The organism is Borrelia miyamotoi, from assembly GCF_019668505.1.
In the GTDB taxonomy this organism is placed as follows: Bacteria; Spirochaetota; Spirochaetia; order Borreliales; family Borreliaceae; genus Borrelia; species Borrelia miyamotoi.
Genome location: NZ_AP024371.1, coordinates 248,462 through 270,256, shown reverse-complemented (window position 1 = coordinate 270,256; position 21,795 = coordinate 248,462). Strand labels below are relative to the sequence as shown.

The following is a 21,795-nucleotide window of genomic DNA, read 5'->3' as shown; positions in this document are numbered from 1 at the left end:
GATGAAAAGTTTTTATCATTATTTTCAGTTTTTGCTTTTTTTTATGTTGGCCGTTATATTATTCTCGATTTTTGTGGCTTTAACTCCTGTAGGAAATATATTTGTATTTTTTGTTTTTAATCTCATAGGTCAGATGCTTCTTAATACTTTTTCATTTTTATCATTTTATCTAATACTTTATCCGTTTGTAAATTGGTACGTTTATAGAAAGAATATGTTCAGTAAGAGATTTATATTTAATTGGAATTATACGGTTATTTTATTTTTTACTCTAACATTTTGGTTAAAAGTTAACTCTGATCTTGAGAGTGCTTCTAATTTTATTAATTGGTTTTTGAGTAATTTTGGAGTTGTGCTTGGTAATTTTTTTGTTTTTCTTATTTTGATTTTGGAACTTATTGTTTGGATTTATTTAAATTATGTCTTTTTTAATAATGCTAGCTTTATTTTAGATACTTTTCATTTTGTAGTATTTAAATTTAAAATCTTGTTTGAAAGTTTTTTTGCTTGTTTACCATTTTTAAGTACTTTAAAGATTAAAAAAGACATTAAGATTTATAAGGACTTTGACAATAATTTAGATGCAGACAAATCTTATAACCAAGAAGATAATATTATTAATGATGAAGAATATCAAGCTTTATGGTCTTTTCAAACATTTTTGAGAAAATCTGATAAATCTTTGAATGTTGATTTGGATAAGACTGTTTTTTATAGCTCAGAAATGGGAGAAGAGTTATCAGAAGAGCAATCTTGTCTAGAGCCTCAGTGTAATTTAAATATTGAGGGTGGTTTTAATTATAAATCATTAACAGAGTTTGAGGATAACAAATTAGTGGCTAGTGGAAAAATTAAGGCTAGTGATATAAGAAAACAAGGCATAATAAGTAATATTGTCAAGGCTGATTATGGAAACTTATTGATAGATAAGGATAGTAGTAGTTACTTAATAGATATTTCTGTTTTTAATCAAAGAGAATCCAAGAGTGAAACTGAAGATATTGAATATGAGAAAGAGATTCAGAAACAGTCAATGATTTTACAGGAAACTTTTAAAGAGTTTAATATTAATGCTAAACTTATTGATGTTATTAAAGGACCTGTTGTTACAATGTATGCTGTTTGTCCCGATAAGGGTATTAAGCTTTCAAAAATAACTTCTATATCTGATAATATTGCATTAAGGCTTGCAGCAGTTAGGGTTAGAATTATTGCGCCAATACCTGGAAAAGAGGCTGTTGGAATTGAAATTCCTAATAAAAGACGAGAATTTATTTTGATTTCAGAGATAATAAGTAGTAAAGAATTTCAGAATGATTTTAAAGTTCCTTTTGCACTTGGTAAAGAAATTAATGGCAATAATGTTGTTTTTGATCTTGTTACTGCTCCTCATCTCTTAATAGCAGGTGCTACTGGGGCTGGTAAGTCGGTTTGTGTGAATTCATTAATTGCTTCAATTATTTTTTCAAAATCTCCAGATGATGTCAAGCTTGTGCTCATAGATCCTAAAGTGGTTGAGCTTAAGCTTTTTAATGATATTCCACATTTGTTAACACCAGTTATTACGGATGTAAATAGAGCCTTGGAAGCTCTTCGTTGGTGTCTTGATGAGATGGAGAGAAGATATGTTATTCTTGATAATTTGCTTGTGAGAGACATTAATGCTTATAATAAAAAGATATTAGAAGAGAGATTAAATGAAGTTCCATTACCTTATCTAGTAATTATTATTGATGAATTTGCAGATTTGATTCTTTCTGCAAGAAAGGATTTAGAAAATTTAATTTCTAGGCTTGCAGCTATGGCTAGAGCTGTTGGAATTCATTTAGTTCTTGCTACTCAAAGACCATCTGTTGATGTTATTACAGGAGTAATAAAAGCCAATTTTCCTTCAAGGATTTCTTTTATGGTTGCTAGTTCTATGGATTCAAGGATAATTCTTGGAGCATCAGGTGCTGAGAAACTTTTAGGAAAAGGTGATATGCTTTATATTAGTCCTACTTCGCCTTTTCCTCAAAGAATTCAAGGTGGATTTTTAAATGAAAAAGAAGTTTACAGATTAGTTGAAGAGGTAAAAAAATTTGGTACTCCAAATTATATTGATGATGAGATATTTATTGATAGTGTTGTGGAAAATAATGCTGTGATTCTAAATCCCTCAGATGAACCTATGTTTGAGGAAGCTCTTGAAATTGTTCGTTCTACCCAAAAAGCATCTGCTTCTTATTTGCAAAGGCGCCTAAAGATAGGCTATAATAGAGCCGCACGGATTATTGAACTTATGGAAGAGATGGGATATATAGGACCTATAAATGGTTCCAAACCACGAGATGTCTTTATTTAGTCTTTATTCAAATAATAAAAAGGGATATTCAATATGAATATCCCTTTTTATTATTTGCTAATCTTTTGTTTTAGCTTTCTTACTTTTTTAGCTTGTTTTCTTTTGAATACTTTTTCTTTTTTTACTCGAATGGTGGATGGTTTTTCATAATATTCTCTTCTTTTCCATTCTCTAATTATTGCTTCTTTTTCAATCATTCTTTTGAAACGTTTCAATGCTTTTTCTAGACCTTCATTTTTATCAACATTAACAGTTACCAAAGAATCACCCCCTTTCTTTATTATATTCTTTTAGTGTTATTGATTATTTGATTTTTGTCAATAAGCATTTGCTCTAAGAAAAAATCTGGGTTTACTGCAACACCATTGATTCTGACTTCAAAATGTAGATGTGGTCCTGTTGAAATTCCTGTGTTACCAACATGTCCAATATATTCTCCTGTGTTTACTATTGTATTCTCTTTAACTCCAAATTTTGATAGATGTAAATAAATTGTAAATACTCCTGGTAAATGTTGAATAATTACGGTTTTGCCAGTAATTTCTCTATCTCTTGCAAATACTATTTTTCCTCTACCGGCTGCGAAAATAGGCGTTTTTTCTTTTTTAGATGTAGCATAATCTTTGCCATTATGCATTTTATAGCTTGATATTTTTATGTTGTTTTGCATGTAAATTCTTTGCTCTCCAAAAAGACCGGTTATTTTATATTCATCTTTTATTGGCTGAACTAATGTATCGTAATGATATATTGTTGTGTCTCTTATGTTTCCAATTATGTTCCATAGTGTGAGAGCTTGTTTTTGGGCTTTAGGCGATTGTTGATTTTGGATAAGCTTGGATTTTTTTTTATTCAGTTTGATAGTTGTTTTTTTAAACTCAAATTTTTTTATCTCTATTTCCTTTATGTATGTTTTATTTTCAAATTCTATTTTAATTTTTCTTTTTCCTTCTTTGATCATTGGTGTGATTCCTATTAGGGCTATGTAGTATTTTTTGTTTCCTATGTTAAACTTGAAAGGAGAAGAGCTTAAAATAGGTTTTTGATTTATGCCTAAAAGAGATAGTTTTTTGAAATTTTTGTTACTTGCAAGGTATATGCTTTCTCCCTGAAAAACTTCTTTTTTATATTGGATTTTTGTGATACTATGACTTGATGCATTGATATGAAGTAATCCTATTGTTAATGTAAATAAAATGTTTTTTGTTTTAATCACTAATTTTATCTCTTTTTGATATCAATGATTTTTAAAAGTTTTTCGCTTTGATTGTAAAAGTCTTCGCCAATTGTAAATATTATGTCTATGTTTTGACCATCTTTGATTCCAAGTTCTTGAATATTTTGAGTTCCATTAAAGTAAATAGCTTTATAATAAGCTCTATTGTTTTTGATTTTCATGCTTATATGTTTTGAATTTCCATTTTTGTCAATTGTTCTGATATCTTGAATGCATACGTCTTCCATTGTTAGAATAAATTCTCTAAAGCCATGTCCGTAAGGTTCAAACAAATCTATTATTTTAAAAAGTTCTTCTTTTTTGAAGTTTTTAGGTATGGTGGCATCAATTAGTATTGAATCTTCATATGATTCGCTGTATTTTATTTTTTCAATAGCGTTTTCAAGCTCTTTGACAAATTCATTTAGTATATCTTCATAGAGTGTAAATCCAGCAGCAGCTTTATGTCCTCCAGAATTTATCATTAAATGGCTTGGTATCATTGAAATTAATTCTTTTGAATTTACTTTATTATTTGATCTTATGGACCCTTTAATTATATTTTCTTGTTTTGTTAAGAAAACTGCTACTTTTTGATAGTAAGAAGCAAGTCTTGTTGCCATTCGTGAACTAATGCCTTTTGGAGTATGTTTATCATAACATACTATAAATTTATCATTTTTAAAAATGATATTATCATTATGTGTGTTCCAAGATGTTTCTTCTTTACGTTTCCTTAAAGTATTTATGTTTTTAATTTCTTTGAACTTATTTTCTATTTTATTACTGTCTTCGGTTAATAGAAATTGAATTGTAATATCGGCTTTTTCAAGTCTTCCTGTTGAATTTAGTATTGGGGCGATCTTAAAAGCAATATCTGTTGAGCTGATTCTTGTTTTGGTTAGTATGTTAACTTCTTTTAAAAGGTAGTTAATTGATATATTTTCTCTTAATGCGATTTCTTTAAGACCTGCTTTTACAACTATTCGATTTTCATTAATAATTGGCATATTGTCAGCAATAGTTCCTATTGCGACAAATTTGAGTTTTTTAAGGCAATTTTTTAGTAAATCTTTATTTACTTCAAATATTATGTTGTAAAATATATAATATAATTTTTCTTTAATATCAATTTCTTTGTATTTAAAATATTTGGTAATTTGCATGAGTTCTTTTAACGTTTTTCTAGCAAATTTTGGATACTTTTTTACAAAATTTTCACTAATATCAATTGTTTCGATATCTATTTTCTTATTAAAGAATTTATTTATGAGTTGATTTTGTTCATCTTTATTAAATACAATTATGTATTTACTTTTTGAGAATTCTTCTAGCTTATTAATATTAACTTGCAAGTCATTGTTACTTTCTAGCATTAGATATTTTTTTAAGATATAGTTTCTTATTTCTATTGCATGAAGAACAATGTTATTACTTAATCTTTCTAGAAATAAGAAAACGATATTTTTATTGTAAAGGTTGGTAGTAGATAAGCAAAGTGCAAGACATGCTTTAAAACTGACATAACATCCAGCTATGTCTTTAAATGGGGAGAGATCTCCTTGTATATGAGGATTAATAATGATATTTTCTGTGTCAATTTCTTTGTTTGGAAGGTGATGATCTGTAATTATTACTTCTATGTTTTTTGATTTTGCATAGTTTGCTTCTTCAATATTAGAAATTCCGCAATCAACAGTAATGATTATTGATATTTTATCTTCATATGCTTTATCGATGATTTCTTTTGTAATGCCATAAAATTCTCCATTAGAAGGTATTTTATAGGTTACATTGAGTCCAAAGTTTTTAAGAGTTTCATACATTATTATTGTAGCTGTGATTCCGTCAGCGTCTTTGTCTCCAAATATTAATATATTTTCCTTCTCTTCAATAGCTTCATTCATTCTATAAATGAATTTGTTTATGTTCTTTAATAAGAATGGATTGTGCATTAAGTTTACACTACTTTCAGTAAAGAATAAAAAATCTTCTTCTTTAATTTCTCTTCTTAGTAATAGTGTTGCTTCAAGAAGGCTAATATTATATTTTTTTGCAATATTGATTATGTCTTCTTTTTTAATATCAATTTCTTTTTTTTTCCAGATTTTCATTTACTATTCCAGATTACTTTGATTAGAGTAGTATTTTTTCAAACTCTGTGTTGATCTTGTTTTTGATCATACATTCAATAAGTGCTCTTGATTTATTAGTCAAATTTACGTTTAAGATTGTCTTTATGTTCTTTTGAATTGTATATTCTAAGTATTTAAGACTGCCTGTATTAATGTAGTTATTTTTATTGTTGGTACAGTTTATGCAGTTAAATCTATTAATGTGGATATTATAATAATAGTAATCATTTATTTGTTTGTTGCATTGAAAACATACTTTTGATAAGTGTAAAAATCCTTTTATTATGAGAAATCTTATTTTGTATTGCAAGTCAATTAGTTTTGCTTTTTCTAGGCTTGAGGCGTCCAGAGCATCTGTAGCTTCTGTAAATAGTTTGAAGCATTCCCCATTGTCAAAGCTTAAGTTAATGAGTTTGAGCCAAAGATTGATTATTATTAGTTTTTCATAGGTTAAATCTTGCATAATAAATTCTTCATCATTGACTTCTATTATTTTGCATAAATTATTTTCTTTTATTATTTCAAAATTGGCTTTTACTAAGTTATTGATGTTTGATTTAAATTTTTTTATAGTAGAGTTGTAAACTATTGTGTGAATAATTCCTTTTGAATGAAATAGCTTTAAGAGGTAGTAACTTTTTTTATGATATAGATTTGTTATTATAGCGCTAATTTTGGTAAACTGCATTATACATATTGTATAATAAAAAAATTCATTGTTAAATGAATTTTAATAAAAATTTTCTTTTGTTATAATTGAGCTTGAGGAGATTAAATATTCTATGGAAGAATTAAAAGATACTGTTTCTAAGAGGAAGAAGCGTTCAAAGAACTCTGGGGGCATTTTACCGCATTTTGATAAGCCTGTGAGAGTACCTTTAATTGCAGTTCCATCACATCCTGTATTTCCAGGTATGTTTATTCCAATTATTATAGTTTCTGATATTGATATGAAGGCTGTTGATTATGTCATTAAAGGTAATGGTATCGTTTCCTTATTTGTATTACGTGATAAGTTTTTAGAAAAAATAGGTAATAAGAATGATAAGCTGACTATTAATTATAAAAAGGATACTTATTCTATTGGTGTTACTGCTAAAATAGTGAAGAAAATTAATCTTCCTGATGGTGGATATAATATTTTTGTTTCAACTATTGACAGAGTGAAGTTTGTCAAGGTTGTTATTAATGAAGAGTTTCCAATAATTGAGGTTGATTATTTAAAGCAGATTTCGGTTAAAAAGGATGATATTCAATCAAAGGCAATTTATAGCAGTATTTTGCTTAGAACTAAGGAAATATTCTCACATAGAAAGATACCTGAATTTCAGTTAAATATGGTGAATATTGAAGATAAAGGTAGATTATGTGATGTTGTTGCGGGAATGATTTCATCTTCAAAAGAGTCTCATCAAGAAGTGCTTGAAACTTTAAGCGTCAAAGAAAGGCTTAAAAAGGTTTTGGAATTAATTTATGAAGAATTAAATTTAATTGAGATTCAAAATAAAATTGCTAAAGGCATTCAGGAAAAGTTAGAAAAACAACAAAAAGAATTTTTTTTAAAAGAACAACTTAAAGCTATTAAAGCTGAGCTTGGTGTAGGAGATGAAAAGGGTAGTGAATTTTTAAAACTTAAATCTAAAATTGATGCTTTAGCGTTAAGTGGTGAAGCTTTAGATACAGTTGAGAGAGAGCTTGAGAAATTTTCATTTCTTGAAAGACATTCATCTGAGTATATTGTGGTTAGGAACTATCTTGAACTTATTACTAATCTTCCCTGGGGAGAATCTAAAGTTGATTTTGACAAGTTTAATTTACAAAAAGCTGAGAAAATTTTAGATAAAACGCATTATGGCATGAAAGAAGTTAAAGATAGAATTATTGAATATATTTCTGTTTTTAAATTAAGAAAATCTCAAAAAGGAGCTATTATGCTTTTGGTTGGACCTCCTGGAGTTGGTAAAACTTCGATAGGAGCAGCTATTGCTGAAGTTCTTAAAACAAAATTTTTTAGATTTTCTGTAGGTGGTATGAGAGATGAATCTGAGATTAAGGGGCATAGAAGAACTTATGTTGGAGCATTGCCTGGGAAGATTATTCAGGGTTTAAGAATTACAAAGACAAACTCTCCTGTTTTTTTAATAGACGAGATTGATAAGGTTTCAGCGTCTAATTATGGAGATCCATTCTCTGTACTTCTTGAAGTTTTAGATCCTGAGCAAAATGCAAATTTTAGAGATCATTATCTTGATTTACCTTTTGATATTTCTAATGTGTTTTTCATTTTAACAGCTAATTCTCTTGAAACAATACCTATACCTTTACTAAATAGAATGGAAATAATTCAGCTTTCAGGATATGTTGATGATGAAAAAATAGAGATAGCAAGAAAATATTTGATACCAAAGGTTTTAAGAGAAAATGGCGTTGATAAAGATTCTTTAAAGTTTCAGGGTTCAGCTCTTGTTCAGATTGCTAGGGAATATGCAAGAGATAATGGACTTAGAAATTTTGAGAAGTATTTAAAGCAAATTGTTAGGAAAGTTGCAAGAAAACTTATTGAAAATGAGTCTGTTAAGGCATACCAGATTTCTAAGGAGAATTTGGAAGAATATATTGGTATTCCTGTGTTTAGAAAAGAAGAATTTTTGCATAAGGTTATGTCTCCAGGTATGGTGATGGGTCTTGCTTGGACTAATTATGGTGGGTCAACTTTAGTCATTGAGACTGTTAAAACCGAATCTAAGTCTTCTGGTATTAAGTTGACGGGTAGACTTGGAGATGTGATGAAGGAGTCTGCAAATATTGCGCTTACTTATGTTAATAGTATTAGTGATAAGCTTAAACTGGACAATTCTTTTTTTGAAAAAAATATAATTCATTTGCATATTCCAGAAGGTGCAACTCCAAAAGATGGGCCTTCTGCTGGAATTACTATTGCTAGTGCTTTTATATCTTTAGCTCTTAATAAAACTGTAAGACCTAATTTAGCTATGACTGGAGAGTTATCATTAACAGGGAATGTAATGGCTATTGGGGGATTGAGAGCAAAAATAATTGCTGCTAAACGAAGTGGGGTTGAGCATATTATTATTCCTAAATCAAATAAAGTAGATCTTGATGATATTCCTATTAATATCAAGGGTGGCATAAATTTTCATCTTGTAGATAATATGCATGAAGTTATTAAATTATTATTCTAGACTTTTAAGTCTTGTCTTAGTTTATTACTTTTTCAAGTATTCTATATTTTATTCCGTTAGTGTTTTATTTGATATTTTTATTATTTGAACTGTGGGTTTAAATAGGTAAATTAGCAATGGCAGTAGTGTTAATGATGCTAGAGATGTTGTTATCATTGTGAAGGCTATGATTGCACCAAGTGTTGAGATTATTTTGTAAGTGGAAAATATTAATGTTAAGAATCCTATTCCTACTGATATTGAATTTGCAAAAATTCCATCAAATACATTAGGAATTGATTCAATTAAAGCCTTTTTGTAGTCCTTAGTTGTTTGATAATTTAATCTAAATGCATTAAAGAAATGAATGGAATAATCTACTCCTATACCCATGCTAACTGATGCAATTGTTGCCGTTGCAGGATTTAGCGTTATTCCAAAAAGTTTCATTACAGCAAAGTTTAAAAATACTGACCATACCACTGGGGTAGCAATTATTATTCCAGTTTTGATAGATTTGAAAAATAACATTAGCAGTATTGTTATTGTACTAAGCGTTGCGATAATGTTTGTAATTTGTTCTACTACCATAATTTTAGATATTAATATTTTTTCATATGCGCCTGAGAATTGATATTTATGACCTGGCATGTTTTTTTCAATTAAATTGCTTGCGTAGTTGGCAAAATTTTTAATTTCTTCAGTTGAATTTTGGTCGGTTCTTACAATCATTGATATCTGGGACCAATCGTCGTTAATATACATTTTTGCTATGTTCTTAATAGAATTGCTTCTACTAATTAGGAGTATTAGCTTGTTTAGGACAGCTTGATTTTCAGGGAGCCTATATTCTTTTGGATTTTCTTTTTTAAATTTGAAGTTCATTAATCTTACAAGTTGATTTATTGAATTTGATTGTGTATTTCCATTGAATTGATCAATTTTATCTGTAATTAGATCCAAAATTTTCATAGTTTTCTCATTTTTAAATTCGTTAGGACTTCCCTTGATCTCAATTTTAATAATCGACATTCCTCCTATTTCTTTTTGCATTAAATTTAATATTTGTTTTACACTTGTACTTTCTTTAAAATAGTCTTTCTCATCAAAATTGATTTCTATCTTGAAAAGACCTATAATTGAGATTAATAAAATAGTTAGAGTTATTGTGGATGAGAGATATTTGTTATTTAACATCCAATTTGTAACTGTTTGGTTTATTAATGAGAGTTTTTCAAGATAGCCGTTTTTTGATTTTTGCTCTTCTTGAATTTTTTTATTTTTAAAGGGTATTTTGACTAATATTCCAGGTAATACTAACAAGGACATAAGCATTGCAATAATAACTCCTAGTGACATAAAAATTCCCATTGTTCTGTATGCATGGATTGATGAGCCTGTTAATGATAAAAATCCAAAAGCTGTTGTAAGAGAAGTTAATAATATTGGTACTTTTAGAGTTTTAATTGTATTTATTATTATCTTTTCAGTCAAAGGTTCTTTTTTGATCTTCTTTAATATTCCATTTATTATATGTACAGAATTAGCACATCCGATCGAAATAAGGAGTACAATCATTGAAGTTTCTGGAACAGTGATTGGAGACATTACAAGGCTTTTGATTCCAAAAGTCCAGATTATTGCAAATATTGCAATAAGAACAGGAATTATTGCTCCTAATATATTTCCCATAATAAGATAAAGCGATAGGATTAATATAAAAGTAGCAAATGGACCTAAAAATTTAAAATCGTCGGCCATGTAGCTGAGTATTTTTTCTCTTATTATAAGGTCTCCTGTTAGGTAAAGTTTGAGATCATCAGTTTCATATTTTTTAATTGTAGCTTCCATTTTTTCAATTTCGTTCTTTAAACTTTGACCGAAGTTTATTTTGTTACTTTCTGTTGAAATAACTATGAATAGCATTAAAGTTGCATCATTGTTTATAAATTTGTTTTTTATAAAAGGTGTTGAATTTATTTTTTCTCTTATTTTGATCATCTCTTCATCTGTGTATGCATCTTTTTTGAATTGTGGGAAGTAAGTAAATATACTTGTAACAGAGTTAGATTTTAATTTTAATATATCGGTTATCTCTTTTGCTACTTTGTTAACTTTTTCAAAGGTTTCTTTGTTAAAAATGCCTCTTTTATTTTTAAACATTACTATTGTTGGTAATAGTGAATTGTTGTTGTTCTTATCTGTTGTTTCTTCAGTCTTTTCGTTTGTTGGAATGAGTTTTGAAACATCGGAATTGAATTTTATGTTTTTTAAGAAGAATCCTAAAAAGATTGTTATTGATATGAATATTGTTAATATCAATGCTCTGTATTTAATACTGAATTTTTCAAAGTCCATTTTTACCTCGTTATTTTGTTACTATATTTATAAGCTTATCTTTGACCGTAATGATTTTTACTATTTGTTTATTTTTTATATTTTTCATAATTTTTTGATTTTTAAATGCAATATCTTGAAGAGCTTCCTTGTCTGTTTCTTTGTCTAGTGTAATTCTGTCTTTTATTTTTCCATTGATCTGTAATACAATTTCTCTTGCCTCATCAATCATGAGATTTGGATCATATTTTGGCCACTTTGCATTCTTGAATATGCTAGATTTTTCTTCCATGTATTCCCATAATTCTTCTCCTAGATGGGGTGCAAATGGTGATAGAATAATTGTTAGAGGTTTAAAAATTTCTAAATAATTTTGGTCATATTTCAAAACTTCATTTGTAAATATCATCAATGATGAAATCGCGGTGTTAAAATTTAAGCTTTCTATATCTTCTGTTACTTTTTTTATTGTTTTTTGAAGTTCAGATATTAATTTTTTTGGTGCTGCTTCTTTTGTTAGTTCTTTATTTTTAATAGACCATATTTTGTTTAAGAATCTGAAAACTCCAATTAGCCCTTGTGTATTCCAAGGTTTTGAATCAGTTAAAGGTCCCATGAACATTTCATAGATTCTTATTGAATCTGCACCGTATTCTTTAATAATGTTATCTGGATTTATTATATTTTTTAATGATTTTGACATTTTTGCGACTATTTGTTTTAGTTCTTTGTTAGTTTTTTTGGAAAAAAATTTATTATCTCTTTTTTCAACCTCATCATTGGGAATTAAAATTCCATTTTCGTCTTGATATGCAAATGATGTTATCATACCTTGGTTTATGAGCTTTTTAAAAGGTTCTTTTGTGTTAACATACCCTAGATCATAAAGAACTTTGTGCCAAAATCTTGCATATAGCAAGTGTAATACTGAGTGCTCGGCACCTCCAACATAAAGGTCAACTGGCATCCAGTAATTAATTGTTTCTTTGCTTGCAAATTCTTTTTCGTTATTTGGATCAAGGTAACGTAGATAATACCAGCAGGAACCTGCCCATTGAGGCATTGTATTTGTTTCTCTTTTGTATATTTTTCCATTATGTTTAATATTTACCCAATTTTGGTTTCTTGACAAGGGAGATTCCCCTGTCCCTGATGGTTTATAATTTTCTATTTCTGGGAGCCTTAAGGGTAGTTTGTCTTCTTCTAGTGGTATTTCATTTAAATCTTCATCAAGCATAATAGGAATAGGTTCCCCCCAGTATCTTTGCCTTGAAAAAATCCAGTCTCTGAGTTTATAGTTAACCTTTTTTTGCCCTTTTTTATTTTTAGTAAGCCATTCTATTACTTTTGTTTTTACTTCAGTTGTTTTGAGATTGTTAAATTCTTGAGGTGTATTAGTTGAAATACCGTCTTCAGTGAATGGTTTTATTAGTATTTCATTTTTTCCTGTTTTAGAGACTACTTGTTTTATTTGTAGGTTGTATTTTTTTGCAAATTCAAAATCTCTCTCATCATGTGCTGGAACGCTCATTACAGCTCCAGTACCATAAGTTCCAAGTACATAGCTACCTACCCAGATTGGAATTTCTTCTTTAGTGATTGGGTTTATAGCATATGCTCCTGTAAATATTCCTGTTTTATCTTTCTCAAGAGAAGTTCTTTCAAGATCGCTTTTAAGATATTCTTTGTTTTTGTACTCTGAAATCAGGGATTTAAACTCATCTTTTGTGATTTTATCTACTATTTTGTTCTCTGGGGCAAGTACTAAATATGTTACTCCAAAGATTGTGTCTGGCCTTGTTGTAAATACTTTTATCTTTTCTTTGCTTGCTTTTACTGAAAATTCAATTTCAGCTCCTGTTGATTTACCAATCCAATTTTTCTGCATTTCTTTAACAGATTCAGGCCAATCTATGTCTTCAAGATCTTTTAAGAGTCTTTCTGCGTATTCTGTGATTTTTAGTATCCATTGTCTTAAAGGTTTTCTTTTTACTTTGTGAAATCCTCTCTCAGATCTGGGACCATCGGGAGTTTGGATCACTTCTTCATTGGAAAGTACTGTTCCAAGGTCAGGGCAGTACCAGACAGGCATTTTTTTTGTATAAGCTAGACCTTTTTTGTATAATTTTAGGAAAATCCATTGTGTCCATTTATAGTAATTTTCATCGTGAGTTCTAATTTCTCTATCCCAATCATAGGCAAATCCTAGTGCTTTAATTTGTTCTTTAAATCTTGCAATGTTTTTTTCTGTTATTTTTTTTGGATGCTTTCCTGTTTGTATAGCATAATTTTCCGCGGGTAAGCCAAAACTATCAAATCCTATTGGGTGAAGTACATTAAATCCGTTTAAGAGTTTATATCTTGTTAATATGTCAGTTGCTGTGTAACCTTCAGGGTGACCTACATGGAGTCCGTTGGCTGAAGGGTATGGAAACATGTCTAGAATATAGATTCTTTTCTCTTTAGGAATACTTGGATCTTCATCAACCTTGTATGTTTTGTGTTTATCCCAGTAAGTCTGCCATTTTTTTTCTATTTCTGCAAAATTGTATTTAGACATTTGGCCTCTCAATAAATAGCAATATTATGTTTAAGGCTTATATAGCATTTACATTTTATAGTTATTTTACTAAAAAGTAAAATAACTAAATTAATATTTAGTTCTGTTATCGACTGAAAGCGGATTTCATTAATTATGCTGTGGACTGGACTTGAACCAGCATGGGCTTAAGCCCACTAGCCCCTCAAGCTAGCGTGTATACCACTTCCACCACCACAGCGCCACACATATTATATTTTCTATTTAGAAAGTTTGTCAACTTTTTGTGTTTTTTTCTTTTTTATAATGTAATTTATCACAATAATTATTGTGATTATAATGAATATTATTAGTAATATGATTTTAATTTTAGGTAGTATTATTTGAAACGATTCACCTATTTTAAAGCTTAATATAAAGTAAGTTGTAATTGATATCATAGCTGCAAAAAAGTCAGTTATAAGAAAATGACTAGTTCGCATTTTTCCCATTCCTGCTGATATAAATATTGCATTTCTAAACCCAAATGGAATAAATCTTCCAATTAGCAAGGTTAATTTTCCGTATCGTCCATAGTAGTAATTCATTTTATCTAATAGTTTATTTGTTTGTGTTTTTTGTTTAAATAATTTTTTAGCTAAGAACCTGCCTATGCAAAATGAAATTATATCGCTAATATAGGCTCCGAAGAAGATTCCTAAAAATATTGGTATTGTATACTCATTTTTTCGACTAGAAAGCATTCCTCCTATTAGTATTATTGCATCTTCAGAAATTGGAATGTTAAGGCCCGCAAGGATAAGTAGTCCTGAAAATATTATTGGCGAATAAGCTATATTGAGATCTATAAATTCTAGTATGATTTTCATAAAATTTCTCGTTATTTTTTTCTTGTCTTGTAATGTAGATATATGCTAGTTAGAGTTATGTATGAACAGTAAAAAATTATTATTATTCCGTATATCCTTAAATAGAAATTTGTCACTCTTACAATGATTATAGGTATTGCTAATAGAATGATTATTACTGTTATAGGATATGTTATATGTTTGAATTCTTTTGTTTTTGAAGGATAAATGAATTTAATTGGTACAAAGCTGAATATGATGCATAATAGTATTATACTGAGATTAGTAATCTGGCTTATTGTGAATATTATGTTGAAGATTATGAGAAAATTCCATAAAGATGGGAAACCTTTAAAATAATCATCACTGGTTTTTGCATCTGTCCTTGAGAATTGGTATGCTGCTGCAAGTAAAATTCCAATGCAGACCATTGTTTTATATTCGTTTTTTATGAAGTTACTGTAGTAAAAAAATATTGTGGGAATAAAAGCGTAATTTATGTAGTCTACTATATTATCAAGGAGTTCTCCATTGATTGTTGGGATTAATTCTTTTATCTTTAATTTTCTTGCCAGTGTCCCATCAATACCGTCAATCATAATACCAAGAATTGTGAGTTTTAATAAGAGATTATAATCTTCATTTATTATGGAGATTATTGAGTAAAGACCGATTATTAGTCCAAAAGCTGTTAAAATATGTACTGACCAAGCTAAAATAAGGTTTAATTTTTTCAAATTTTACTCCTTTATTAAAATAGTTTCCTTACATCCTCTAGACGTTCTTTAAATGTGTTAATAGTATTTTTTATTGTTTTTTTTAAGCTTAAATCAACACCGGTAATTTTTAGAGATTCTAAGGGGTATTTTGAGCCTCCTATTTTTAGAAATTCTATGTAATTTTTAGTAGCATCTTTTTTGTTTTCTTTTATGTTTTTATGTATTAAAAGAGCAGCTGTAATGCCTGTTGCATATTGATATACGTAAAATGGTGAGTAGAAATGAGGAATTTTAAGACATTCGAGTGAGCTGTCTTCATTAAACTTAAGACTTGGACCGAAGTATTTTTTTAGCAATTTTAAATAGATTGTCTTTAATGTTTCTTTTACTACTGGCTCATCTTTATTGCTCATTCCATGAATGATGTATTCAAATTCAGCAAACATTGTTTGCCTGAAAAATGTTGCAAGTAAGTCATCGATTTGATTTAGCTTAATATATTTTATTTTTTCGATATCGTTTTCATTTTTTAGTAAGTATTCTGCAAGTATTTGTTCATTTAATGTGGATGCTATTTCCGCTTCAAAAATAGAATATTTGTATTGAGGAAATGGGTTATTTTTGATACTGAAATAGGAATGCATGGAGTGTCCTGCTTCGTGTGCTAGTGTAAACATATCTCTTATTGATTCGTCTTTATAATTCATTAATATATAAGGTTTTCCGTTGTATGAGCTTGCACTAAAAGCTCCTGCAATTTTTCCTTTATTTTCATATTTGTCAACCCAGCGTTCTTTTAAGAGCCCTTTTCTTAGTACTTCAATATACTCATTTCCTAGTATTTCTAGTGACTTTAAAATTTTGTCACAGGCTTCTTTAAACGAATTTTTGAATTTAATGTCTTTTGTTAGGGGAACATAAACATCATAATGGTTAAGATATTCTTGTTTAAGTATATTTTTTCTAAATTCGTAATATTCATGAAGTACATATAAATTTTCATTAACTGTTTCAATTAAGTTTGTATAAACCTTATAATCAATATTATTTTGAAAGAGCTTCATTGATATAGTATTTTCAAATTTTCTTGTCTTGGCCAGGAATTTATTTTTGTTGATATTGGCAATTAAGAGGTTGGCTAATGTATTTTCATGTTTTTTATATTCTCGATAAAATTTCAAAAATGCTTCTCTTCGTATTTCTTGATTTTCATTCTGAAGAAATAGATTGTAAGTAGCGTTACTTAACGGTTGGCCGTCAATTTCTCCAAATTCCATGTCAGCATTTGTTAATGAGGAGAATGTATCCTCGTAAGATGAATAAAGAGATGTATAGTTAGCTAATATCTTCTCTTCGCCTTCGTTTAAAATGTGTTCTTTGTGTCTTAATATTTTTTCAATTGCTATTTTTTGATTTTTAATTTCTATGTCTTCAAGCCATTCTCTTATTTGTTTTGTATCTATTTTTAAAATTTTTGGAATAAAAAATGAAGTAACATTTAATGTGTATGTTTCTAAGTTGACATTAATTGCGCGAAGTTCGTTCGAGATTTGATTGGTTACATCTGTTGCCAGCTGAATATGTGTGTAATATGTTGTTTTCTCAAGCTCTTCTTCAATTGCATAGTAATCATTTAATGCTTGCTTAAAGATATTTAGATTAAATTCTAGTTTTTCGTATTTCTTGAAGTCTTGAAGCTTGAATTTTATTTTTTTGACTGTTTCCTTGTATTCTTCATCATTTTTGAATAGAGAAGATAAATCCCATTTGTCGTCTTCATTGATTTTGATTCTGTCTATCATTAAGCTTTCTCCTTGAATTTAATATGACATTAAATTGTAATTATGAACAATAATTATTGTAAATGTTTGCTTTCAATTTTACAAATGAATTGGAAATTTGATTTGTAGGTGATTCTTAAAATCTGTTTTTTTGACATTAATTTGGAGATTTTATTAAAAATTTTTTAAATTTGGTGAATGCTATTCCTCTATGGGATATTTTATTTTTTTCTGCAAGACTTAATTCGCTGAGTCTTTTGTTATTTGTGGTTAAAAATATTGGGTCGTATCCAAATCCATTTTTTTTACAATAATCAATATTCAATGCGATTGTTCCACTAAAGACACCTTTGAAATTAGTTATCGTTCCGTTTATTGAGATGTGACTGACTATACATATGAAATACGCGGCCCTATTTTTTTTATTTTTCATTAAATCTATAATAAGCTGATTTTTTTCATTGGCTCCTAATTTCTTACCTAATTTATGTTGATCATATCTTTTGGAATAAATTCCGGGTTCTAGATTTAATGCTTCTATGCATAATCCGGAATCTTCACTAAAAACAGGTTGTTTTCTATCTAAAAGTTCAAATAAAGCTTTTGCTTTTAGTAAAGAATTTTCTTTAAAAGTTTTACCTGTCTCTTTTACATCAAAATTTTTAGGAATTTCTATTTTTATGTTGGGTATATCTAAAATTTGTTTTACTTCATTTATTTTATTTGAATTAGTAGTTGCAAAGAATAATGTTTTCATTGTATATAATAATAAATCATTAATTTTTATTTTTGTATTTCTATTGTATTTATAGTGATATCATTTATAAGTGTTATAGATATTAATTTATGGATTTCAAATGGGTTTTAACTATTGCAAAACTTTGTTGATTAGCAAGTATATATGGTGAGGGGTTTATGATGAGAGAAAGAAGAAGATTTAAAATTATATCTTTTTTTAAAAGATTAGATAAGATCTTTTTATCGGTTTTTATTTTTTTTCTTAAATTTTTAAATAATATTTATTATTTTTTTAGGCAAAATGTTAGCTTTATGATTATTCCTCATGTTAAAGGGGATGTTAGAAACATAAAGATTTCTTTTTTAACTTTGTTTTTATTTTTTTTATTTTTTCTTTTTATTTTTATAGGGTTTGTTTTGCTTTCTGTTAATTATGTTACTCTTAAATCGATTGTTAATTCTACTGAAAAAAGTTATGCGCTTGCAGAATATGAGATTGAAGATTTTAGAAACACGGTTGTAGAAATTAATTCTGTTGCTAGTAACTTTTCTAAAGTTTTGGATGAACTTAGTACTTCCTTAAAAATAAAGGAGAGTAATACTGAGCTGAATAGAGATAAATTAGAAGGAGACTTTGCAGATTTTATTGATTTGCAAATATTAGAGGCTAATACACTTAAAGAGTTAAATGACCTTAAAAATGTTAAGAATACAATAGAAAGGTCAATTGTTCCCCTTAATAGTATAGTTAAATTGCTTCATTCTCAAAATAAGTTATTGAATGATATTCCTTCGCTCTGGCCGATTTTTAAAGGTAGTGGTGTTGTTTCTTTGCATTTTGGACCTGCTATTGAGCCTTTTACTAGACAATGGTATATTCATAAGGGCATAGATCTTGCGGGAATAAGAATTGGAACAGCTATTGTTGCAGCTGCTAATGGTGAGGTTGTTAGGGCTAGTTATCAAGTTACAGGTTATGGTAATTTTGTTCAAATTAAGCATAAGTATGGACTCTCAACCCTTTATGCGCATATGTCTCGCTTAAATATTTCTAAGGGTTCTTATGTGAAAAAAGGCCAAGTAATTGGTTTCCTTGGTCAGACAGGATATTCAACAGGTCCACATCTTCACTATGAGGTTCGTATAGGGTCTCAGGTTGTAAATCCTGACATGTATTTGAATTTGGCAGTGGGGGCTTCAAAATAAATGCTGAATCTATTTAATATTAAAAAAGATAAGAAGGATAAGAATTTTTCATCATCTTTTATTTTTGCAGAAATAAAAACAATTATTGGAAAGGATGATTTTTTCAAGGGAGAAATGGTTTCAAATAATTTTATTAGAATTGATGGTGATTTTTTAGGAACTATTAATTCTAATAAGAGGGTTATAGTTGGAGAAACAGGACGAATTAAGTCAAATATAAATGCAAATGAGGTTGTTGTTTCTGGAATTGTTCTTGGAAATGTTCATGCTAGTAATAAAGTTAAAGTTTTTCAATCAGGATGTATTATTGGCAATATTTCATGTAAATCAATTGAGGTTGAAGAGGGTGCAATTATTGATGGGTATATGAACATTGGTATGGGGAGTCTTGGTTTCACTGAGAAAGATGTGTTGATTTATACTGGTTCTTATAAAGTTGATGAGGATATTTTAATTGAAGTTAATAAGGGAATGAAGAGTGAAAAAACAGCTAATGACACTCTCATAGATGAGAGTGATAAGTATTTATTTAATGATATGAGCAAGATAGATGAAGATTAATAACTTATTTGCGGGAGCTTTAAATCTTGATTCAAAGGATTATAATACCGCTAAAAAAAAAGTTAATACTAATAGGTCAAATATTTTTTCTTCGATATTTAAATCTGAGCTTGTAAGAGAAGATAAGCATTTTATCTTTCTTGAAAATGGTGAATTTAATCTTGAATTGATTAAAGATATGCTAAACAATATTAATGATGTTGGTGAAAAACTATTAAGTGAACCTTCTCGTCAAAATGTGGTTTTTTATAAAAAAACTATAGGTGAATTTTTATCTATTATTTTGTCATTTTCTATTTCTCTTAAAGAACAAAAAGGTAGTACTAATGGAGAAAGAAAGAGACCTAAATATTCCATTGTTAGTATTATTAATGAAAAGCTTGACAAGCTTGCTTATTCTGTTTTGCAGAATCAAGTTTCTCAGATTAAACTTTTAAGTAGTCTTGAGGAAATTCAGGGATTACTTGTAAATTTGCTTAGGTGATTTTGAATTTATGCTTTATTGTCACACCATTGAATCATTCTTTTATTTTTAAAAAATAATAAGTTGATGATATTTTAGAATAGGGTATTTAAAAAGGGAGGATATGATATAACACTTCCTTTTATTTAAACCAAATATTTTATTGCTATCTCTTTAAAGCTTTTTATTTGTTCATTTTTCCATTCCTCAGATTTGCCAAGTTTGTACATCATAATTTCAGCAACCTTTGGTGTAGCTTCAATTGTGGCTTTTGCATTAAGGAAGAGAGATCTTGTTCTTCTTGATAAGATGTCTTCAACAGTTTTTGCTTGCTCAAATTCAATAGCAAAGGTTATTTGAGCGTCATTTAATGGCAAGTCCTTGTGAATCTTATTGTTGAAGTCTTGCATTTTGCTTAAATATTTAAAATCACTTCCATAAGTTCTAAAGTGCTCAGGTATTTTGAGTGCTTCTTCTTTTTTTATGTATCCGTGTAGCCTTAAATTTTCCGTTATGGATTTTGACTCAGGTATTAATTTTTCTTCTATTGCTTTTTTTAGAACTTTTTCAGCCATCTTTCTGTAAGTAGTATATTTCCCTCCAGCAATTGTAATAAGATTTGATTTTGATACGAAGATTTTTTCGTTTCTTGATATTTTTGAGGTATTTTGTGTTTTTTTAGAATCTGATATTAAGGGCCTAATCCCTGTATAAGTACTTAAAATATCATTTTTGGTTATTTTAATATCTAAGTAATTATTCATATTGTTTATTATGAATTCAATTGCACTTTCTAGGCTCTTTGGTTCTTCCTCAATTTTATCTACTAAAATATCTGTGCTTCCACAAACAATGCCATTATACCAAGGTACAGTAAATAAAATTCTATTATCACTTGTTTTAGGTATAAGCATTGCACATTCTGTATTGAATTTATTTTTGTTTATTACTATATGTGTTCCTTGGGAAGGTTTTATAATATTAGTAGCATTAGGATCATCTAACTTTCTAATCTCATCTGCAAAGATTCCTGTTGCATTTATTATACATTTACTGTTAACGATAACTTGTTCTTTAGTTATTTTATCATTAATAATTGCGCCTGATATTTTGCCATTTTTTGTTTTGGTAAATTTTGTAAGTTCTGTATAATTGAATGCAATCCCTCCTTTTTCCGTGAAAGTTCTAAACATGCTTATTGCCATTCTAGCGTCATCAAATGAATTGTCGTAGTACAGAACAGAGCATTTAAGACCTTTAGTTTTAATATTTGGCATTTTTTCTATTGTCTTGGATTTTGATAGTAGTTTTGTTTTATACTTTGATTTTTTATCTTTTCCAAGAAGTGTATGGTACCAACTTAATCCAAGATAGTAGTATGGAAGACTTAGGAGGTTGTATATGGGTATAATAAATCCAAGCTTGTTGAGTAGGTGAGGTGCATTTTGTTCAAGTAGCGCTTGCTCATGTAAGGCCTCTTTTACTAAGGATAAATTAAATTGAGCTAAGTATCTTACTCCTCCGTGAATTAGTTTAGTTGATCTAGAAGAGGTGCCTTTTGCATAGTCAAATTTTTCAATAAGTAAAGTTTTGTATCCTCTAGTAATTGAGTCTATTCCAATGCCAAGGCCAGTTGCTCCCCCACCAATTATTATTAAATCAAAATCTTGATTGTCAAGATCTTTTAATTCTGTTTTTTGATTTTTACTCATAAAAACTAAATATT

Annotated in this window: 16 protein-coding genes and 1 tRNA gene; 5 read left to right on the top strand and 12 right to left on the bottom strand. The window is 28.6% G+C overall.

The genetic code is table 11. The features are described from left to right. Nucleotide 1 precedes the first annotated feature (1 nt). Nucleotides 2-2,344 carry a DNA translocase FtsK gene (locus K5Q05_RS01255; RefSeq protein ID WP_025443873.1) on the top strand — a complete coding sequence of 781 codons (2,343 nt, stop codon included), beginning with the start codon at nucleotides 2-4 and terminating at the stop codon, nucleotides 2,342-2,344. Nucleotides 2,345-2,394: 50 nt separating this feature from the next. Here the strand turns inward: K5Q05_RS01255 and rpsU are convergent, their stop codons facing one another. The 4 genes from rpsU to K5Q05_RS01235 are packed head-to-tail and all read right to left on the bottom strand — an operon-like array spanning nucleotide 2,395 to nucleotide 6,383. After that, the gene (gene rpsU, locus K5Q05_RS01250) at nucleotides 2,395-2,604 is read right to left on the bottom strand and encodes a 30S ribosomal protein S21 (RefSeq protein ID WP_020954646.1); all 210 of its coding nucleotides are present in this window, start codon (nucleotides 2,602-2,604) and stop codon (nucleotides 2,395-2,397) included. Nucleotides 2,605-2,624: 20 nt separating this feature from the next. Then, nucleotides 2,625-3,542, bottom strand: coding sequence for a M23 family metallopeptidase (locus K5Q05_RS01245; RefSeq protein WP_420043030.1), 918 nt, complete (start codon nucleotides 3,540-3,542; stop codon nucleotides 2,625-2,627). A 23-nt stretch (nucleotides 3,543-3,565) separates the two neighbouring features. Continuing rightward, a complete protein-coding gene (recJ, locus tag K5Q05_RS01240) occupies nucleotides 3,566-5,674 on the bottom strand; it encodes a single-stranded-DNA-specific exonuclease RecJ (RefSeq protein ID WP_044003426.1) in 2,109 nt (702 codons plus the stop codon). A gap of 22 nt (nucleotides 5,675-5,696) precedes the next feature. Then, the gene (locus tag K5Q05_RS01235) at nucleotides 5,697-6,383 is read right to left on the bottom strand and encodes a hypothetical protein (RefSeq protein WP_025443875.1); all 687 of its coding nucleotides are present in this window, start codon (nucleotides 6,381-6,383) and stop codon (nucleotides 5,697-5,699) included. A 94-nt stretch (nucleotides 6,384-6,477) separates the two neighbouring features. Here K5Q05_RS01235 and lon point away from each other — a divergent pair, with 94 nt between their 5' ends. Next, nucleotides 6,478-8,898 (top strand): endopeptidase La, encoded by a 2,421-nt coding sequence (lon, locus tag K5Q05_RS01230; protein WP_025443876.1) that lies wholly within the window; start codon nucleotides 6,478-6,480, stop codon nucleotides 8,896-8,898. 48 nt (nucleotides 8,899-8,946) lie between these two features. On the opposite strand, the gene K5Q05_RS01225 is transcribed toward lon, so the two are convergent. The 7 genes from K5Q05_RS01225 to rdgB form a co-directional block, all read right to left on the bottom strand. After that, entirely contained in the window at nucleotides 8,947-11,235 is a 2,289-nt protein-coding gene (locus tag K5Q05_RS01225; RefSeq protein WP_025443877.1) for an efflux RND transporter permease subunit, read from the bottom strand. Nucleotides 11,236-11,245: 10 nt separating this feature from the next. Then, nucleotides 11,246-13,774 (bottom strand): leucine--tRNA ligase, encoded by a 2,529-nt coding sequence (gene leuS / locus K5Q05_RS01220; protein ID WP_025443878.1) that lies wholly within the window; start codon nucleotides 13,772-13,774, stop codon nucleotides 11,246-11,248. Between the two features lie 136 nt (nucleotides 13,775-13,910). Continuing rightward, nucleotides 13,911-13,994: transfer RNA gene (locus K5Q05_RS01215), tRNA-Leu, on the bottom strand. A gap of 19 nt (nucleotides 13,995-14,013) precedes the next feature. Continuing rightward, nucleotides 14,014-14,622: a DedA family protein gene (locus K5Q05_RS01210; protein ID WP_044003429.1), complete on the bottom strand. Its 609-nt coding sequence runs from the start codon at nucleotides 14,620-14,622 to the stop codon at nucleotides 14,014-14,016. A gap of 11 nt (nucleotides 14,623-14,633) precedes the next feature. Next, nucleotides 14,634-15,338 carry a phosphatidylcholine synthase gene (pcsA, locus tag K5Q05_RS01205; protein ID WP_025443880.1) on the bottom strand — a complete coding sequence of 235 codons (705 nt, stop codon included), beginning with the start codon at nucleotides 15,336-15,338 and terminating at the stop codon, nucleotides 14,634-14,636. Nucleotides 15,339-15,352: 14 nt separating this feature from the next. Next, nucleotides 15,353-17,122, bottom strand: a complete 1,770-nt coding sequence (gene pepF, locus K5Q05_RS01200; RefSeq protein WP_025443881.1) for an oligoendopeptidase F — start codon at nucleotides 17,120-17,122, stop codon at nucleotides 15,353-15,355. 136 nt (nucleotides 17,123-17,258) lie between these two features. Beyond that, on the bottom strand, nucleotides 17,259-17,858 hold the full coding sequence (rdgB, locus tag K5Q05_RS01195) for an RdgB/HAM1 family non-canonical purine NTP pyrophosphatase (protein WP_025443882.1): 600 nt from the start codon (nucleotides 17,856-17,858) through the stop codon (nucleotides 17,259-17,261). Between the two features lie 161 nt (nucleotides 17,859-18,019). Here rdgB and K5Q05_RS01190 point away from each other — a divergent pair, with 161 nt between their 5' ends. Genes K5Q05_RS01190 through K5Q05_RS01180 form a run of 3 tightly spaced genes read left to right on the top strand, consistent with a single transcriptional unit; the run spans nucleotide 18,020 to nucleotide 20,090 of the window. Further along, nucleotides 18,020-19,045 (top strand): M23 family metallopeptidase, encoded by a 1,026-nt coding sequence (locus K5Q05_RS01190; protein ID WP_099497099.1) that lies wholly within the window; start codon nucleotides 18,020-18,022, stop codon nucleotides 19,043-19,045. Then, nucleotides 19,046-19,606, top strand: coding sequence for a bactofilin family protein (locus K5Q05_RS01185; RefSeq protein WP_025443883.1), 561 nt, complete (start codon nucleotides 19,046-19,048; stop codon nucleotides 19,604-19,606). Beyond that, the gene (locus K5Q05_RS01180) at nucleotides 19,596-20,090 is read left to right on the top strand and encodes a YaaR family protein (RefSeq protein ID WP_025443884.1); all 495 of its coding nucleotides are present in this window, start codon (nucleotides 19,596-19,598) and stop codon (nucleotides 20,088-20,090) included. The genes K5Q05_RS01185 and K5Q05_RS01180 overlap by 11 nt, the downstream gene beginning before the upstream one ends. A 125-nt stretch (nucleotides 20,091-20,215) precedes the next feature. On the opposite strand, the gene K5Q05_RS01175 is transcribed toward K5Q05_RS01180, so the two are convergent. Further along, on the bottom strand, nucleotides 20,216-21,781 hold the full coding sequence (locus tag K5Q05_RS01175) for a glycerol-3-phosphate dehydrogenase/oxidase (protein WP_025443885.1): 1,566 nt from the start codon (nucleotides 21,779-21,781) through the stop codon (nucleotides 20,216-20,218). Nucleotides 21,782-21,795: the final 14 nt, after the last annotated feature.

Bases quoted from the DNA above. Each gene is read 5' to 3' on its own strand.
- K5Q05_RS01255 (WP_025443873.1), top strand. From the start codon at position 2: ATGAAAAGTTTTTATCATTATTTTCAGTTTTTGCTTTTTTTTATGTTG.
- recJ (WP_044003426.1), bottom strand. From the start codon at position 5,674: ATGAAAATCTGGAAAAAAAAAGAAATTGATATTAAAAAAGAAGACATA.
- K5Q05_RS01235 (WP_025443875.1), bottom strand. From the start codon at position 6,383: ATGCAGTTTACCAAAATTAGCGCTATAATAACAAATCTATATCATAAA.
- lon (WP_025443876.1), top strand. From the start codon at position 6,478: ATGGAAGAATTAAAAGATACTGTTTCTAAGAGGAAGAAGCGTTCAAAG.
- K5Q05_RS01225 (WP_025443877.1), bottom strand. From the start codon at position 11,235: ATGGACTTTGAAAAATTCAGTATTAAATACAGAGCATTGATATTAACA.
- leuS (WP_025443878.1), bottom strand. From the start codon at position 13,774: ATGTCTAAATACAATTTTGCAGAAATAGAAAAAAAATGGCAGACTTAC.
- K5Q05_RS01210 (WP_044003429.1), bottom strand. From the start codon at position 14,622: ATGAAAATCATACTAGAATTTATAGATCTCAATATAGCTTATTCGCCA.
- pepF (WP_025443881.1), bottom strand. From the start codon at position 17,122: ATGATAGACAGAATCAAAATCAATGAAGACGACAAATGGGATTTATCT.
- rdgB (WP_025443882.1), bottom strand. From the start codon at position 17,858: ATGAAAACATTATTCTTTGCAACTACTAATTCAAATAAAATAAATGAA.
- K5Q05_RS01190 (WP_099497099.1), top strand. From the start codon at position 18,020: ATGAGAGAAAGAAGAAGATTTAAAATTATATCTTTTTTTAAAAGATTA.
- K5Q05_RS01185 (WP_025443883.1), top strand. From the start codon at position 19,046: ATGCTGAATCTATTTAATATTAAAAAAGATAAGAAGGATAAGAATTTT.
- K5Q05_RS01180 (WP_025443884.1), top strand. From the start codon at position 19,596: ATGAAGATTAATAACTTATTTGCGGGAGCTTTAAATCTTGATTCAAAG.
- K5Q05_RS01175 (WP_025443885.1), bottom strand. From the start codon at position 21,781: ATGAGTAAAAATCAAAAAACAGAATTAAAAGATCTTGACAATCAAGAT.